Genomic DNA, 15,346 nt, shown 5'->3' with positions numbered 1-15,346 from the left:
CATGTTCATCGGAAATCTCCTCAAGCGGCCGACTTCAGGCCAACGCCCATCTCTTCGAGGACGAGCGCCACCGTGGCGACGAAGTTGCGCATGTCCTGCGCCCCCAGCGCCCCGATGCAGCCGATGCGGAAGCTGTCCGCGACGGTGAGCTTGCCGGGATAGATGACGTAGCCGGCGTCCTTCAGCGCGTCGTAGAAGCGCTGGAACACGAAGTTCTTGTCCTGCGGCATGTGGAAGGTGACGATGATCGGCGCCTGCCTTGCGGCGGGCAGCAAGGTGCGGAACCCGAGTTCGGCCATGCCCTCGATGAGAATGCGCGCATTCTCGGCGTAGCGGTCGCCGCGTCCGGAGACACCGCCCTCGACCCAGAACTCCTGCAGCGCCGCATGGAATGCGACGATGACCTGGATCGGCGGCGTGAAGCGATACTGGCCCGTACGCTCGAAGCCCGCATTCTGATCGTGAAGATCGAGCACGAGCGTGGTGGCATTGCCCTTCGTCTCCGCCAGGGCCGTCTTGCGGGCGATGACGAAACCGAGGCCAGGGACGCCCTGGATGCACTTGTTCGAGGAGGCCGCGACCGCGTCGAACTGGACCTCGCGGCTGTCGAGCGGCAAGGCGCCGAAGGCACTCATCGAGTCGACCAGCAGCCGGCGGCCATGGCGCTTGACCAGCGCCGCAACCGCCTCGACCGGGTTGCGGATGCCGCTGGTGGTCTCGCAATGGACCGTGAAGACATGGCTGATGCCGGCATCCGCCACCAGCATGCGGTCGACCTCGGCGAGATCCGGCGGGGTATCCTCGGCCGTCTCGTGGACGACGACGGCACGCCCGGCGATCTCGAGGATGCGCTTGGCACGCTGGCCATAGGCGCCGTTGATCAGGACCAGGATCTTGCCGTCGCGCGGCACGAAGGTGGTCAGCATCGCCTCGACGGCGAAGGTGCCGGAGCCTTGCATCGGCACGGTGACGAAATCCTCGCCGCCATGAATGATCTTCGGCAGTTCCTCGAGAACCGCCTTGTTGATGCCGACGAAGGTCGCGTCGCGCGAACCCCAATCGTGCACCATCGTTTCCTTGACGGCCTTGCTCGTCGTCAGCGGTCCGGGTGTCAGGAGAAGCGGATCGCCGGTCTCGGAAGCGGCGGGGCGGCGGGTGACGGCCATGGCGCGGTCTCGCTCTTGCGTGTCAGCGGATGACCAACGCTAGGAGGCTGAAACCTATCGATCCAATACGTTGTATCCATCGAAGCTATTGACCGTGTCTATAGTTGGAAAGCGCGATGCCGGTCTGGACGGCAAAATGCCTTAGCCCTTCGTGCCGAACCGCAGATCATCGCGCTGCGACGGTCGAAACCGCCCGTCGCATGGGCACGGGTGCTCACCTTCCGGCTCGGAGCCGGATCGCCATCGACGAAACCGCCTTTTCAGGCGGACGTCGCGACCTGGGGACCTCGTCTTCGGTCGGCTATCTCACAGGGGGGACGAGCGCCCGCATCCAGATCGCGATCGCCATGGCGCCGCCGTCGGGCGCTCCGACGGCGCGTTCACCGAGATAACTCGCGCGGCCGAGCTTTGGGACCATCGCCGCCGTGGCCTCGGCACCGTCTTCGGCCGCGCGGACGGCGGCAAGCCAGGCGCCCTGCCCCGAATGCCCTTCCGATCCGGCCGCAAGCCAGGCGGCCAGAGCCGGCGCCAGGGCGTCGACCATCGTCCGGTCCCCCGGCCTGGCGCCGCCGAGTTCCGCGACTGCCGCGGTCGCCGCTTCCAGCGCACGGCCCCACGCACTCGCGTCAGGCTCCGACTGGCCTGCGAGCTGCCGGGCCGCGCGCAGCAGGGCTGCGGCATAGAAGGGCCCCGAGCTGCCCGCGATCTGCCGCCGCAGAGCCTGGCCGAGCGCCGAGAAAGCGCTCTCGGGCGTCGCCCAGGCAGCGTCCGGCAGCGACCGGATCGCTGCGGCACCGCGCGCCATGCTGGCGCCGAGATCGCCGTCGCCAGCCTTGCTGTCGAGATCGGTGAGCAGGGGCTCGGCCTCGTCCAGGGCCTGCGCGACCGAGAAGGCCGCCTCCCGCAGCCGCGCCGACAGCGGTCCGGCCACCACCGCGCCCGTGGCGCTCTCCGTCGCCGCGCCGGAGGCCTCGACGATCAGCCTTGCCGCGCCGATGCGGCCGCCGCCGGCCCAGGCCGGCGCACTTGCCGGGGCGTCGAGCGCGTTCAAGCGCGCATCGTCGAGACGCAGCGTGGAGATCGAGCAGCCGGGCATTTCGAGCGCGGTCAGGAAGTTGCCATGCCAGGCGCGCAAGACTTCGACACCTGATGCCCGCAGCCGCTCCAGCGCCCGGCGGGCGACGATGGCGAGTTCCATGGGCGGAGTCGCGCCCAGTCCGTTCACCAGGAGCGCGACACGATCGCCTCGCTTGAGCCCGCGATCATCCACAATGGCGGATACGATCACATCGACGATCGCGTCGGCCGGTCGCATCGCGCCGCGCGCCACGCCCTTCTCGCCATGGATGCCGAGCCCGAGCTCGATTTCATCCTCGCCGAGCGTGAAACCGGCCTTGCCCGCGGCCGGCACGATGCACGAACCCAGCGCCACGCCCATCGTGCCGAGCTCGGCCGCAGCAGCGCGGGCGAGCGCCGCGACCTCCGTTGCGGGGCGCCCGGCCTCGGCTGCCGCACCGGCGATCTTGTGCACCAGCACCGTTCCGGCAATGCCGCGTCGACGCGAGGGCTCGACGAGGTCGCGCAAGGCGACGTCATCGGCGACGACGACGACCTCGGTCGGAATGCCCTCGCCGGTCGCAAGCTCGGCGGCGAGGCCGAAATTCAGGCGATCGCCCGTATAGTTCTTGACGATCAGGACAGCGCCGGCCGGCCCGGCGGAGGCGCGGATCGCGGCGAGGACTGCATCGACGCTCGGCGAGGTGAAGACGTCTCCGGCCACCGCTGCCGCCAGAAGCCCCGGTCCGACATAGCCCGCATGGGCGGGTTCATGGCCGCTGCCGCCTCCGGAGATCACCGCGACCTTCCGCTCGGCGACGCCGGGAAGGTCCGACCTCACGATGACGTTCTCGTCCCGCAGAAGCGCGAGGCCGGGCTGGAGGTCGGCCAGCCCTTCCAGCATCTCGCGGACGACGTTTCGCGGGTCGTTGATCAGCTTCTTCATGATGTCTCCCGATATCCGGTCGTCCAGACTCGCCACAGATTGCGGACCGCGGCAGGCGACGAGCCGTCGCATGTGCAAGTCACCGTCGGTCCGAGGCGATCGACGCGGCCCGCCACGTTGGCGTCCTGCGCCGAGGTGCACAAGGGGCCGGATCGGCAGGGCGGGAAGGTGCGCCTCGCTTGCGCGGTCGGCCAGCCCCCGCCGCGCGATCGGCGACGCCCCGGACTTCAGCGCCGGCGGCGGGCCGCGCCGTCACATGATCTGTACAAAAGCGAAGCCCGGTGATCTGCTGCCTGGGCTGCTGCGGCGCCGTGGTCTTTGCGCGCGCTCGCGAAACGGAAGGAGTGATGGCCTGTGTCTGACTCCGCAACAACCTTGGACGAACGGATCGCGCTTCTCCGGCGGACGATTTCCGACCTGATGGAGCAGGCAACCGCCGCGTCGGGCTCCGCGACCGAAGAAAGCCTCGCCGCAAGGCTGGACGATCTTCAGCAGCGGCTCAATACGCTGCTCCAGCAGCGCGACGCGCTCAGCGGCAAGACAAGCTGATACATCGATCGCGCCAGCCGCTCCCGGTAGAGCTGTCGCGGCCGGAGCCTCGGCCGCATGGCCCCGTCAGCGCTGCGCGAGCCAGGCCTTGATCGTCCCGGCATCGGCTTCCGAAAGCGCGTGGCCGGCATCGATCCGGGCCAGATCGACATGCCCGCCGGCCTTGCGGAGCGCTTCCCTCAGCGCCTCGGCACCCGGAGCATAGGGATCGGCCTCGCCGGCCACGATCAGCGTCGCGCTGTCCCAGAGATCTGCCGCGGGCTGCTCCTCGAGCACGTCGACCGGACGCAGCAACACGGTGCGTCGGATCAGGTCGGGATGAAGCCGCATCGCCGCGGCGAGGAAATTCGCGCCGTTCGAATAGCCGAGCCAGGTCGTGCGAGCGGGATCGAGCCCGTAGGCCCGCGAAGCCTCCTCGACGAAGGCGGCGAAGGCCGCGGCCTCGGCTCGGATGTCGCCCTGGTCGAACTTGCCTTCGCCGAACCGGCGGAACCAGCGCGCCGTCCCCTCCTCGGTGCTGCGCCCGCGCAGGCCGAGCAGGGTCGCCTGCGGCGCGACGCGGTGGGCGAGCGGCATCAGGTCGGCCTCGTTGCCGCCGGTGCCGTGCAGGAGCACGAGCGTGCTGCCGTCATCCTCGGCCGGCACATGGAAACGATGGACGAAAGGCAGGTCGCGATAGGTCGGGCGCGGCTCGCCCGGCAGCGCGAATTGCGGCAGCATCACCCGGATCGCCTCGGCGCGCGCGGTATCGGAGGGCGGGACCATCAAGGTCGCGCCGAGTTCCTGCTCGCTCTCGTCGATGGTGAAGCCCGGCCCGTCAGTCGCGAGCTCGATCAGCGTGCCGCCGGGCTCGCGCACATAGAGCGAGGTGAAGTACTTTCGGTCGTGGCGGTTGGTGATCGAGGAGTTGAGGCGCGCCAGCGAGGCTTCCGCCGCGATGACGGCTTCCACATCCTGCGCCCGGAACGCGACATGATCGGCCATACCGGTGCCCGGAGCGCCCGGCCAGAAGCCGGCGGCCTCGCGGACATCGACGACATCGCCGCTCTCGGACACCAGACGCTGGACACCGTCGGCCTTCGCCACGGCTTCATAGCCGAAGCGCCCGATGAAATGCGCGGTCTCCTCCGGCGTCTCGGAAAGGATCGTCGCGCCACGCAGGCGCAGCACCGCATCGCCGGGCTCGATCCCGGGCGATGCCCAGGGCGCGGCGGCCGGCATCTCCGTGCCGACCAGCTTCACCACCACGCCATCGGGATCGCGCACGCGCAGGACCGGCTCGCCGAACTCCTGACGTGGCCCCTCGATCGGCACCTGCCGCGTCAACGCTCGCGTCAGCCAGAAGCCGATGCTGGCCGGGGGGACGGCGAGCGCGATCTCGCTGACCTGGCCATGACCGACGCGCCCAGGCGAGCCGTCCTGCCAGACCAGGAAGGTGATCAGCGAGCCCGGCGTGCCCAGCCGGTCGCCGTAGAACAGATGGAGCTGCTCGGCATCCTCATAGCCGCCGGTCTGCTTCACCAGCCGCAGGCCGAGAAAGCCGGCGTAGAAATCGACATTGGCCTGCACGTCGCGCGTGATCAGGGTGAGATGGTGGATCCCGCTGGTCATGACAGTCTCTTGCCTTTGCCGCTTACCCCGGGGCGCGGTTTCGCCGCCGGGGCGTTTCACTCTCTCATGGTTCCCGCCGACGCATGCAACCGGGCTGCTGCGCCGACTGGATTTCAAGCCGCGAACTCAGCTTCCTGCAGACGTTTCTGCATTTCGCTGCGCCCGAGGCTCGCGCCGAAGATCGGACCACCTGTGGCAAAACCCCGGCTCGCGGCGAGCGGGCCGGCATCGACCGGGTCGAAGCCGATGCGATCGATGAAGCCCGCGACGAGATCGCGAGCCTGCGCATCGTCGCCGGCCAGCGCCAGCGCCCGCCTATGCGGATCTCCCGCAGGCCGCGCCGCCTCGTCGATCTCGTGATAGCCCATATGGTTGAAGCTCCGCACCAGCTGGGCTCCGGTAAGATGGTCCTGGACCACCTCGCTGCTGGAGCGAGCGCCCTCGAATACGGGAATCACCCCATCCGTCGGCGCCCAGTAGTTCATCGCATCGACCACGACCTTGCCGGTGAACAGCTCCGGCCGCAGCGCGCGATACTTCGACAGGGGCAGCGCCAGAATGACGATATCGGAGGCGGCGATCACCGCCTCCGCCTCGTCAGCCCTGGCGCCGGGCACCATGATCTCCAGCAGCAGGGCAATCTCCGCCGCGGGCTTCGCCGTCGCGACCTGGACATCATAGCCCGCCGCGACTGCGCGACGGGCGAGCGCCGTGCCGACGCGCCCGGCACCCAGTATCCCGATGGTCGTCGCAACCTCTCGCATCGGCCCCTCCTTAGGCAGCCTGCTTCGCAGCAAGCTCGGCATCGACCAGCGGCTTGACCCGCGTGCCGAGCAACTCGATCGAACGCAGAAAATCCTTCTGCGGGAGATGCCCCACATCCATTTGGAAGAACTGGCGCATATGGCCGATCTGCCCGTGCAGGGTGACGATGCGCCGGGCGATTTCCTCGGGATCTCCCGCGAACAGCGCGCCGGCACCGCTCGCCTCCATGTCGTAATGGTGGCGCGGCGGCGGCGCGAAGCCGCGGATCTTGCCGATCGTTTCCATCACCGCATGCCAGTGCGTCCAGAACTGCTCCTTCGCCTTGCTCGCGTCCTCGGCGACGAAGCCCGGGCTCGCGACCGAGATCTTGAGCTCGGAGGCCGTGATCTGAGCCTGCGCGCCAGCGCGGCGATAGAGCTCCGCCAGCGGCGCGAAGCGCGCCGCCTGGCCGCCGATGATCGCATAGGAGATCGGCAGCCCCAGCAGCCCGGCACGCACCGAGGATTGCGGGTTGCCGCCGGTCGCCAGCCAGATCGGCAGCTTGCCGCTGTCCGGGCGCGGCACCACCAGCGCCTCGTTCAGCGCCGGCCGGTGCTTGCCCTTCCAGGTCACCGTCTCGCTCTCGTTGATATCGAGCAGGAGATCGAGTTTCTCGGCGAAGAGCTCGTCGTAGTCGTTCAGGCTATGGCCGAAGAGCGGAAAGGATTCCGTCGACGAGCCGCGCCCGGCCGTGATCTCGGCCCGGCCGTTCGAGAGCGCGTCGAGCGTCGCGAACTGCTGGTAGACGCGCACGGGATCGTCCGTGCTGAGCACGGTCACCGCGCTGCCGAGCTTGATCTGCTTCGTCACGCTGGCCGCGGCGCCGAGCACCACGGTTGCGGCCGAGGCCGGCATCTCGCGGGTGTGGTGTTCGCCGATGCCGAAGAAGTCGAGCCCGACCTCGTCGGCGAGTTTGATCGCTTCGAGCAGATTGCGCGTCGCCTGCGCGGTCGAGCCGAGCTCGCCCGTCGCCGCATCGCGCTGCACATCGCCGAAGCTGTAGATTCCAAGCTCCATGATCCCTCCTTGCCGAAGGGCGCCGCTTGCCGGCGTGCCCTTCGATCGGTATATTTTCGTAACCTGGCCTAATATTGTGACCGCCAGGAACGCCGCAAGGAGGCACACCGGTGTTACCTGAGACCGGCGGATTGCTGGAGATGTGCTGGCCCGTCCGCCAGATCCTGGCGCGGGTCGGCGACAAATGGAGCGTGCTGATCGTGATGGCCTTGCGCAACGGCCCGCGCCGCTTCAACGAGATCAAGCGCGCCATCGGCACGATCTCGCAGCGCATGCTGACCCTGACGCTGAAGGGCATGGAGCGGGACGGGCTGGTCAGGCGGACGGTCATCCCGAGCAAGCCGCCGCGGGTCGATTACGAATTGACCGAACTCGGCCATTCGCTGCGCGCGCCCGTCGAGCAGCTCGGCCTCTGGGCGATCGAGCACGAGGCCCGCATCGCCGCGGCGCAGGAGGCCTTCGACGGCAAGGACAGCTCGGCCGGTTAGCGCAGTCGGAAGCAGCAAGGCGCAACCCGGACGACCAATCCGGGAAAGCCACGGCTTTCGCAAATGCATGCAGCGCCTTTCCCGCACCATGCTAGGCAGTGGCGCCTGAATTCTCCCTCCGCTTTCCCGAGGAACGGTAGCCGCCATGCCCGAAACCCCTGACGATGTGCGCCGCGGCGGCGGCCTCGAACTTGGTCTCGACACCTTCGGCGACGTCACCGCCGCACCGGACGGCACCCTGCTCCCGCACGCACAGGTAATCCGCGACCTCGTCGAACAGGCTGTGCTGGCCGACGAACTCGGTATCGATTTCTTCGGCATCGGCGAGCATCACCGCGCCGATTTCGCGGTGTCGTCGCCCGAGACCGTGCTCGCCGGCATCGCGACGCGCACCACCCGCATCCGCCTCGGCTCCTCCGTCACCGTGCTGAGCTCGGATGATCCGATCCGGGTCTTCCAGCGCTTCTCGACCGTCGATGCGCTGTCGAATGGCCGCGCCGAGGTCATTCTCGGCCGAGGCTCGTTCACCGAGTCCTTCCCGCTCTTCGGCTTCGACCTGCGTCAGTACGAAGCGCTGTTCGAGGAGAAGCTCGACCTCTTCGCCGAACTGATCAGCAAGAAGAGCGTCACCTGGCAGGGGCGCCTACGCCCGCCGCTCCAGGACCAGCAGGTCTTCCCGCCGATCGAGAAGGGCGGGCTCACGACCTGGATCGGCGTCGGGGGCAGCCCGGAATCGGTCGTCCGCGCCGCCCGCTACGATTTGCCGATGATGCTCGCCATCATCGGCGGGCCGCCGTTGCGCTTTCGGCCTTTCGTCGATCTCTACCACGATGCCTTCGAGCGCCTCGGTCGCCCCGTGCGGCCCGTCGGCGTTCACTCGCCGGGCTATGTCGCGGAGAGCGATGCTGAGGCCGCCGAAGAGTTCTTTCCCGCCTACAAGCAGATGCGCGACCGGATCGGCGGCGAGCGCGGCTGGGCGCCGATGACGCGCGAGGAGTTCGAGCGCGAGGTCGCCGGCGGCTCGCTCTATCTCGGCTCGCCGGAGACGGTCGCGCGCAAGATCGCGGCGACCGTCAAGGGCCTCGGCCTCTCGCGCTTCCAGCTCAAGATCAGCGCGGGTCCGTTGGCGCATGACGGGATGATGCGTTGCATCGAGCTCTATGGCCGCAAGGTCATGCCGCTGGTGCGCGAACTGGTCGGCGAGGCCGCGATCTAGTCCCGGCGCAGCAAGGTATCGCGCAGCTTCGTCACCGCCTCGGTCAACGCGCCGGCATCTGCCGCCGTCAGGCTCGTCGCATCGAGCACGCAGGGCGGCACCGCTTGCGCCTTCTCGCGCAACGCCCTGCCCGCCTCGGTCAGCTGCAGTCGCACCTGGCGCTCGTCGGCCTTGTCCCTGACCCGTGCAACGAGGCCCATGCCTTCGAGCCGCTTCAGCAGTGGCGTCAGCGTGTTCGATTCCAGAAAGAGCTTTTCGCCGAGCTCGCTGACGGTCTGGTCGTCCTTTTCCCAGAGCGCGACCATGGCGAGATATTGCGGATAGGTCAGGCCGAGCGCCTCGAGCAGCGGCTTGTAGAGCCGGTTGAAGGCGTGGCCGGCTGTGTAGACCGCAAAGCAGAGAAAATCATCGAGCCTGAGGGCTGGACTCGCAGCCGCTGGTTCGGTCGTCATGAGGCGTCTCCTTCGCGCTTCAGATAAATCGCGCACGATCTGATCGCAAGGGATTGACAGGTTAACAGAGGTCGACATATAAATCGCTCACGATCTAATCGTGAACGATTTTAAATCTGCGATGCGATCCGCCCGTAAGCCGGGCCCTCGAGCCAAGGAGTTCGATCATGACCGTCAATGCCAAGCCCACCGTCGCCGGCAGCTATGTCACCACCCGCGAAGGTGTGAGCCTCTATTTCAAGGACTGGGGCCCGAAGGACGGCCCGGTCGTCACGCTGAGCCATGGCTGGCCGCTCTCCTCCGACAGCTGGGAGAACCAGGCTTTCTTCCTCGCCAATAACGGTTTCCGCGTCGTCGCCCATGATCGGCGCGGCCATGGCCGCTCCAGCCAGCCCTGGGACGGCAACGACATGGACCATTATGCCGACGACCTCGCCGAGGTGATCGAGGCGCTCGACCTGCGCGATGTCTCGGCCTTCGGCTTCTCGACAGGCGGCGGCGAGGTGGCGCGCTATGTCGGCCGCCATGGCACCAAGCGCGTCGCCCGGCTCGGCCTGGTCTCGGCCGTGCCGCCGCTGATGCTGAAGACCCCTGCCAATCCCGGCGGCTTGCCGATCGACGTCTTCGACGGCATCCGCGCCGGCCAGATCGCCGATCGCGGCCAGCTCTACAAGGACATCGCCTCGGGCCCGTTCTATGGCTACAACCGGCCGGGCGCGAAGCCGAGCCAGGGCATCATCGACGCCTGGTATGCGCAGGGCATGCAGGGCGGCTTCAAGAACACCTATGATTCCATCGCGGCCTTCTCGGCGACCGACTTCACCGAGGACCTCAAGAAGTTCGACAAGCCGACGCTGATCGTCCATGGCGACGACGACCAGATCGTGCCGATCGACGCCGCCGGCCGCGCTTCGAAGAAGCTCGTCCCGCATGCGCTGCTGAAGGTCTATGAGGGCGCCCCGCACGGCCTCTCCGACACGCACAAGGACCGGCTCAACCAGGACATGCTCGCCTTCCTGAAGAGCTGACCCCAAGAAGGCAGGAAGGGCCGGCGACCTCCGTGGTCGCCGGCCCTTCATCGTCCGGTCGGAGCCCTTGTCGAGCGCTCCTCAGACGGCGCCATGCGCCTCGACATAGAAGGCGTAGAGCGAGTGGCAGCTCGCCATGTAGAGCCGGTTGCCCTTGGGCCCGCCGAAGCAGAGATTGGCGCAGCGCTCCGGCAGGCGGATGAAGGCGAGCGGCTTGCCGGCCGGGCTGAACACCATCACCCCGTCGAGATCCTCCGATTTGCCCCTGAGCGTGTAGACCTTGCGCCCGCCGGCATCGCTCGGCTCGACATTCAGCGCGCCATTGCTGCCATAGCCGCACCAGAGATTGCCGTCGCGATCGACCTTGAAGCCGTCGAGCGCGCCGAAATCGGCGGCGTCGATCAGCTTGACCTTGTTCGAAAGCTTGCCGTCGGCCGCGACATCATAGCTCCAGATGCTGCGGTTCGGCGTGCCGCGCCATTCCACGACATAGAGCTTCTTCTCGTCCGGAGAGAAGGCGAGCCCATTCGGATTGACGAGATCGGTGATGACGGCGGCGAGCTTTCCGTCCGAAGTGAGCCGGTAGACATTGGTCGTCGCCTGCTCGGGCTTGGCGCGCGCGCCCTCCCATTCGCCGTTGATGCCGAAGAGCGGGTCGGTGAACCAGATCGTGTCGTCCGATTTGACGACGACGTCGTTGGGCGCGTTCAGCCGCTTGCCCTCGAACTTGTCGGCGAGCACCGTGACCTTGCCGTTCTTCTCGGTGCGGGTGAGGCGCCGCGTCACCGAATGCTCGCAGGTGACGAGCCGCCCCTGTCGGTCGCGCGCATTGCCATTGGCGTAGTTGGCGTTGTCACGGAACACGGTGAAGCTGTTCTTCACCTCGTCATATTTCATGATCCGGTTGTTCGGGATGTCGCTGACGAGAACGTAGCGCCCTTCCGGGAAATAGACCGGCCCCTCGGCCCAGCGCAAGCCGCTGCCGAGCTGCTCGATCGTGCTCGAATAGATCCGGTACTTCGCGAAGCTCGGATCGAGGATTTCGACCGCCGGATCGGGATAGCGCTGGTTCGGCGTGAACGGGAAGGATTGGGCGAGCGCCGGAATGGCGAGCATCGGGCTCGCCGCCATTGCGAGCCCTCCCTTCAGCAACTGACGGCGAGAGGCATCTTCCATTGCGTTCTCCCATGTTTGCTTGTGTTGCTGCGTTCACGGGCGCCGCTGGACGGCACCCCCTTTCATGATCGGCCCTCGCTTGCTTTCCTGCTCTGGCGCTGATGCCGCGACCGGCGGCTACTTCCAGCCGGGCCGCCACCGCGCGAACTCGGCCTTGGTCTCGTCATTGGCCGGATAGAGCCCGAAAATGCCGCGCCCCTCGCGCACCTTCTCCTCGACGAAATCCTCATAGGCCGTCTGCTCATAGGCCTCGGCCGCGACCTCATTGGCGAGATGGGCGGGGATGACGCAGACACCCTCGCCGTCGCCGACCATGATGTCGCCCGGATAGACTGGGACATCGCCGCAGCCGATCGGCGCATTGAGGTCGAGCGCATGGTGCTGGATCAGGTTGGTCGGCGCGCTCGGTCGGTTGTGATAGGCTGGGATGCCGAGCGCGGCGATGTCGGGGCTGTCGCGGAAGCCGCCATCTGTGACGATGCCGGCGACGCCGCGCTGCATCAGCCGCGTCACCAGGATGCAGCCGGCAGAGGCGGCACGCGGGTCCTTGCGGCTGTCGATCACCATGACATGGCCGGGCGGGCAGGACTCGACCGCGACGCGCTGCGGATGCTCGGTGCCGGCGAAGACGCCGAGATGGTCGAGATCCTCGCGCGCCGGAATGTAGCGCAGCGTGTAGGCTTCCCCGACCATGCGCGCCCGGGGATCGAGCGGGCGCACATCCTGGAGGAAGACGTTGCGGAAGCCGCGCTTGAACAGGGCGGTGGTCAGGGTCGCGGTCGAGACGCGCTTGAGCTTCTCGCGGTTCTCGGGCGTCAGGGCAGTCGATGTCATGGTTCGGGAAGATCCTGGCTGCGGGGAAAGAGAAGCTCAGCCCTCATCCTGAGAAGCGATCGCAGATCGCGCCTCGAAGGATGCTCCAGCGCGCTCAGTAGAGGGCTGGACCACCTTCGAGACGCCGCTTTGCGGCTCTCAAGATGAGGGCACGCGAAGCGGCGGTCGAATACGGCCCTCACTCGATCTTCACATTCGCCTTCTGGGCGACCTCGGCCCAGCGCTTGGTCTCGTTGGCGATATGGGCGGTGAATTCGGCCTGGGTCGAGCCGACGGCATCGACGCCGAGCTTCTTGAGCTGCTCAATCACGGCGGGCTCGCGCATGATCGCCTGCGTTTCCGCCGAGAGCTTGGCGACGATCTCCGGCGGCACCTTCGAAGGCGCGAAGAAGCCGTGCCAGGAGCTGGCGTCATAGCCCGGGATGAATTCGGAGAGCGCCGGCAGGTCGGGCGCGACCGCGAGCCGCTTCGGCGTCGCCGTCGCGAGCGCCCGGATCTTGCCGGCTTCGACATGCGGCCAGGCGATGGTGATGTTGTCGAAGGTCAGCTGGATCTGGCCGGAGAGCAGGTCCTGCGTCACCTGCCCGCTGGAGCGGTAGGGCACATGCACCATGTCGGTGCCGGTCTCGACCTTGAACAGCTCGGCCGCCATATGGGTCGAGGTGCCGGCGCCGGACGAGCCGAACGAGTATTTGCCGGGGTTCTTCTTCAGGAGTTCGATCAGCTCCGGCACGGTCTTGGCCGGCAGGTCGAGATTGACCATCAGGATGTTCGGCACACTCGCCACCTGCGAGATCGGCGCGAAATCCTTGATGTGGTCATAGGGCATCTTGGCATAGACGCCGGGGTTGATCGCATGGCTCGACACCGTGCCCATGGTCAGCGTGTAGCCGTCGGGCTCGGCCCGGGCGACAGCCGCGGCTCCAGTGTTGCCGCCGGCTCCCGCGCGGTTCTCGACGATGAACTTGCCGCCGAGACGGGCGCTGAGCCGGTCGGCCAGGATGCGCCCGAGCAAATCGGTCGTGCCGCCCGCGGCGAAGGGCACCACGATGGTGACGACCTTGCTTCCGGGATAGCCGGACTGAGCCAGGGCCGGCGCCGCGATCAGGCTGGCCGCGCCGGCCAGCAAGGCCCGGCGTGTGAACTTCGTCATCTGTTTCCTCCCCTTCTGTGTTTCTCGCCCTGTCGCGTGCTTCAGGCCGCGCCTCGTTCGGGCGTCTTGCCCTTTCCCATAGCACGGGATTTGAGATTTGAAATCTGAAATTTCAGACTTGATACGGCTTGCGCTTTGTGGTGACTGATGCGGAATGGCGCTGTCCGGCGCGGCCCGCACAAGGGATCGGCCGACGGATGGCTGGAGCCCCGATGTCAGACCTGCTCGCGATCGAACCTGTCTCGCCGCACCTGCTGCGCTCGCTGCGTGAGCACGTGCATGAGCGCCTGCGCCGGGCGATCGTCGCGGGCAATTTCCGCAATGGCGAGCGCCTGAACGAGCGGCACCTCGCCGATCTGCTCGGCGTCTCCACCACCCCCGTGAAGGACGCGATCCGCAAGCTCGAAAGCGAGGGCCTCGTCCGCACCGAGGCGCGCCGCGGCGTCTTCGTCGAGTTCTCGGCAAGGCAGGCGCTGGAGATGGCGCTCGGCCGCGCCGCGCTCGAAAGCGTCATGGCCCATATCGCGGCCAACCGGATCGGCGACGCGGAGATCGCCGAAATGGCGGGGCTGATCGACGAGATGGCGCACGCGACGGAGCACAGTGCGCTCGAAGACCTCGTCAACCTGAACGAGGCCTATCACGGCATGATCCACCGCATCTCGGGCTGCGCCTATCTCGAGCGCCGGCTCGACGGCCAGCGCATGTACGACCACGCCCAGCGCATCGCGCTGCTCGGCGAGCCGGCCGAACGGCGCCAGGGCTATGTCGAGCACAAGGGCATTTTCGAAGCGCTCGCCGCCCATGATCCGGCGCTCGCCGAGCAGAGAATGCGGAGCCACATCGTGCGCTCCGCCAAGAGCCATGTGCGCCAGGTCTTCGGCGCCGACGCGGAAGGATTGGCCTATGACGAATGAGAGCGGACGTCAGGAGAAGGTGCGCCTAGCCCTGCGCGGCATTTCCGGCGTGCACGTCACCGCCTGGAAGAGCGATGGTGAGGCCGACTGGGCGCTAACCAGCAAGATCGTTCGGGGGATCGCCGAAGCCGGCATCCACAACATCGTCTCGGCCGGCAATACCGGCGAGTTCTACCCGATGACCACCGAGGAGGTGGTGCGCAGCCACGCCGTCGCGGCGGAGGCTGCGGCCGGCAAGGCACTGGTCACCGCCGGCATCGGCCGTTCCCTGCGCGAGGCGGTTTCGACCGGCAAGCTCGCCGCCAAGGCCGGCTGCGATGCGGTGATGGTGCACCACCCGCTCGATCCCTTCGCCGCGCCGCAATCCCAGGCCGACTATTTCCTCGCCATCGCCGAAGCCCTCGACATCCCGCTCGTCGCCTATGTCCGCTCCGACGCGATCGGCGTGAAGGACCTCGCCCGCGTCGCGAACCATCCGAACGTGGCCGGCGTGAAGTTCGCCTCGTCCAACATGATGCTGCTGGCCGACTGCGTCCGCGAGACCGAAGGCTCCAGCGCCAACTGGATCTGCGGCCTCGCCGAGGGCTGGGCCGCGCCCTTCTACGCGCTCGGCGCCCGCGGCTTCACCTCCGGCCTGATCAATGTCGCGCCCGAGCGCTCGCTTGCCGTCTGGCGGGCGCTGGAGGCCGGCGACTACGACACGGCGCGCCGCGAGGTCGACGCTATCGCCGGCTTCGAGAAGCTCAGGACTAAATACGGCAACGGTGCCAATGTCACCGTGGTCAAGGAGGCCCTCGGCCTGCTCGGCACCAATGTCGGCCCGGTCCGCCTCCCCGGCCTGCCGGAACTTAACGAGAGCGAGCGCGCCGAATTGCGAGCGATCGTCTCCAGCTGGGGAAGCCGCAGGGCGGCCGCGGAGTAGCCATCGCAACG

At 67.5% G+C, this 15,346-nt stretch carries 15 protein-coding genes; 6 read left to right on the top strand and 9 right to left on the bottom strand.

The genetic code is table 11. The features are described from left to right. Positions 1 to 20: 20 nt before the first annotated feature. Both DK26_RS20835 and DK26_RS20830 read right to left on the bottom strand, forming a co-directional pair. Positions 21 to 1,166 carry a 2-aminoethylphosphonate--pyruvate transaminase gene (locus DK26_RS20835; protein WP_066476423.1) on the bottom strand — a complete coding sequence of 382 codons (1,146 nt, stop codon included), beginning with the start codon at positions 1,164 to 1,166 and terminating at the stop codon, positions 21 to 23. 301 nt (positions 1,167 to 1,467) lie between these two features. Further along, complete coding sequence (locus DK26_RS20830) at positions 1,468 to 3,168, bottom strand: dihydroxyacetone kinase family protein (RefSeq protein ID WP_066476421.1); 1,701 nt, start codon at positions 3,166 to 3,168, stop codon at positions 1,468 to 1,470. A gap of 354 nt (positions 3,169 to 3,522) precedes the next feature. Here DK26_RS20830 and DK26_RS29130 point away from each other — a divergent pair, with 354 nt between their 5' ends. After that, positions 3,523 to 3,717 (top strand): hypothetical protein, encoded by a 195-nt coding sequence (locus DK26_RS29130; RefSeq protein ID WP_157089759.1) that lies wholly within the window; start codon positions 3,523 to 3,525, stop codon positions 3,715 to 3,717. A 66-nt stretch (positions 3,718 to 3,783) separates the two neighbouring features. Here the strand turns inward: DK26_RS29130 and DK26_RS20825 are convergent, their stop codons facing one another. The 3 genes from DK26_RS20825 to DK26_RS20815 all read right to left on the bottom strand — a co-directional run bounded on the left by DK26_RS20825 (position 3,784) and on the right by DK26_RS20815 (position 7,149). Then, a complete protein-coding gene (locus DK26_RS20825; RefSeq protein ID WP_066476420.1) occupies positions 3,784 to 5,328 on the bottom strand; it encodes a VOC family protein in 1,545 nt (514 codons plus the stop codon). Positions 5,329 to 5,441: 113 nt separating this feature from the next. Then, the gene (locus DK26_RS20820; RefSeq protein ID WP_066476418.1) at positions 5,442 to 6,092 is read right to left on the bottom strand and encodes an NAD(P)-binding domain-containing protein; all 651 of its coding nucleotides are present in this window, start codon (positions 6,090 to 6,092) and stop codon (positions 5,442 to 5,444) included. Positions 6,093 to 6,102: 10 nt separating this feature from the next. After that, on the bottom strand, positions 6,103 to 7,149 hold the full coding sequence (locus tag DK26_RS20815; protein WP_066476410.1) for an LLM class flavin-dependent oxidoreductase: 1,047 nt from the start codon (positions 7,147 to 7,149) through the stop codon (positions 6,103 to 6,105). 140 nt (positions 7,150 to 7,289) lie between these two features. On the opposite strand from DK26_RS20815, the gene DK26_RS20810 reads away from it, so the two are divergent. Continuing rightward, entirely contained in the window at positions 7,290 to 7,637 is a 348-nt protein-coding gene (locus tag DK26_RS20810) for a helix-turn-helix domain-containing protein (protein ID WP_066476407.1), read from the top strand. Positions 7,638 to 7,782: 145 nt separating this feature from the next. Then, positions 7,783 to 8,853 (top strand): LLM class flavin-dependent oxidoreductase, encoded by a 1,071-nt coding sequence (locus tag DK26_RS20805; protein WP_066476404.1) that lies wholly within the window; start codon positions 7,783 to 7,785, stop codon positions 8,851 to 8,853. Here DK26_RS20805 and DK26_RS20800 read toward each other — a convergent pair. Next, entirely contained in the window at positions 8,850 to 9,305 is a 456-nt protein-coding gene (locus tag DK26_RS20800; RefSeq protein WP_066476402.1) for a MarR family transcriptional regulator, read from the bottom strand. The two genes, DK26_RS20805 and DK26_RS20800, sit on opposite strands and share 4 nt — an antisense overlap. A 167-nt stretch (positions 9,306 to 9,472) precedes the next feature. Here DK26_RS20800 and DK26_RS20795 point away from each other — a divergent pair, with 167 nt between their 5' ends. Further along, on the top strand, positions 9,473 to 10,333 hold the full coding sequence (locus DK26_RS20795; protein ID WP_066476399.1) for an alpha/beta hydrolase: 861 nt from the start codon (positions 9,473 to 9,475) through the stop codon (positions 10,331 to 10,333). Positions 10,334 to 10,414: 81 nt separating this feature from the next. Here DK26_RS20795 and DK26_RS20790 read toward each other — a convergent pair whose 3' ends face one another. The 3 genes from DK26_RS20790 to DK26_RS20780 all read right to left on the bottom strand — a co-directional run bounded on the left by DK26_RS20790 (position 10,415) and on the right by DK26_RS20780 (position 13,496). Further along, a complete protein-coding gene (locus tag DK26_RS20790) occupies positions 10,415 to 11,449 on the bottom strand; it encodes an SMP-30/gluconolactonase/LRE family protein (RefSeq protein WP_349236332.1) in 1,035 nt (344 codons plus the stop codon). Positions 11,450 to 11,626: 177 nt separating this feature from the next. After that, positions 11,627 to 12,343: a ribonuclease activity regulator RraA gene (locus tag DK26_RS20785; RefSeq protein ID WP_066476391.1), complete on the bottom strand. Its 717-nt coding sequence runs from the start codon at positions 12,341 to 12,343 to the stop codon at positions 11,627 to 11,629. Between the two features lie 178 nt (positions 12,344 to 12,521). Further along, positions 12,522 to 13,496, bottom strand: coding sequence for a tripartite tricarboxylate transporter substrate binding protein (locus DK26_RS20780; protein WP_066476390.1), 975 nt, complete (start codon positions 13,494 to 13,496; stop codon positions 12,522 to 12,524). Between the two features lie 212 nt (positions 13,497 to 13,708). On the opposite strand from DK26_RS20780, the gene DK26_RS20775 reads away from it, so the two are divergent. Next, positions 13,709 to 14,413 carry a GntR family transcriptional regulator gene (locus tag DK26_RS20775; RefSeq protein WP_210312367.1) on the top strand — a complete coding sequence of 235 codons (705 nt, stop codon included), beginning with the start codon at positions 13,709 to 13,711 and terminating at the stop codon, positions 14,411 to 14,413. Beyond that, positions 14,403 to 15,335 carry a dihydrodipicolinate synthase family protein gene (locus DK26_RS20770; RefSeq protein WP_066476387.1) on the top strand — a complete coding sequence of 311 codons (933 nt, stop codon included), beginning with the start codon at positions 14,403 to 14,405 and terminating at the stop codon, positions 15,333 to 15,335. The genes DK26_RS20775 and DK26_RS20770 overlap by 11 nt, the downstream gene beginning before the upstream one ends. Positions 15,336 to 15,346 lie beyond the last annotated feature (11 nt).

Source organism: Allobosea sp. WAO (assembly GCF_001509835.1).
Lineage (GTDB): Bacteria > Pseudomonadota > Alphaproteobacteria > Rhizobiales > Beijerinckiaceae > Allobosea.
This window is presented reverse-complemented; position numbering and strand designations above follow the sequence as displayed.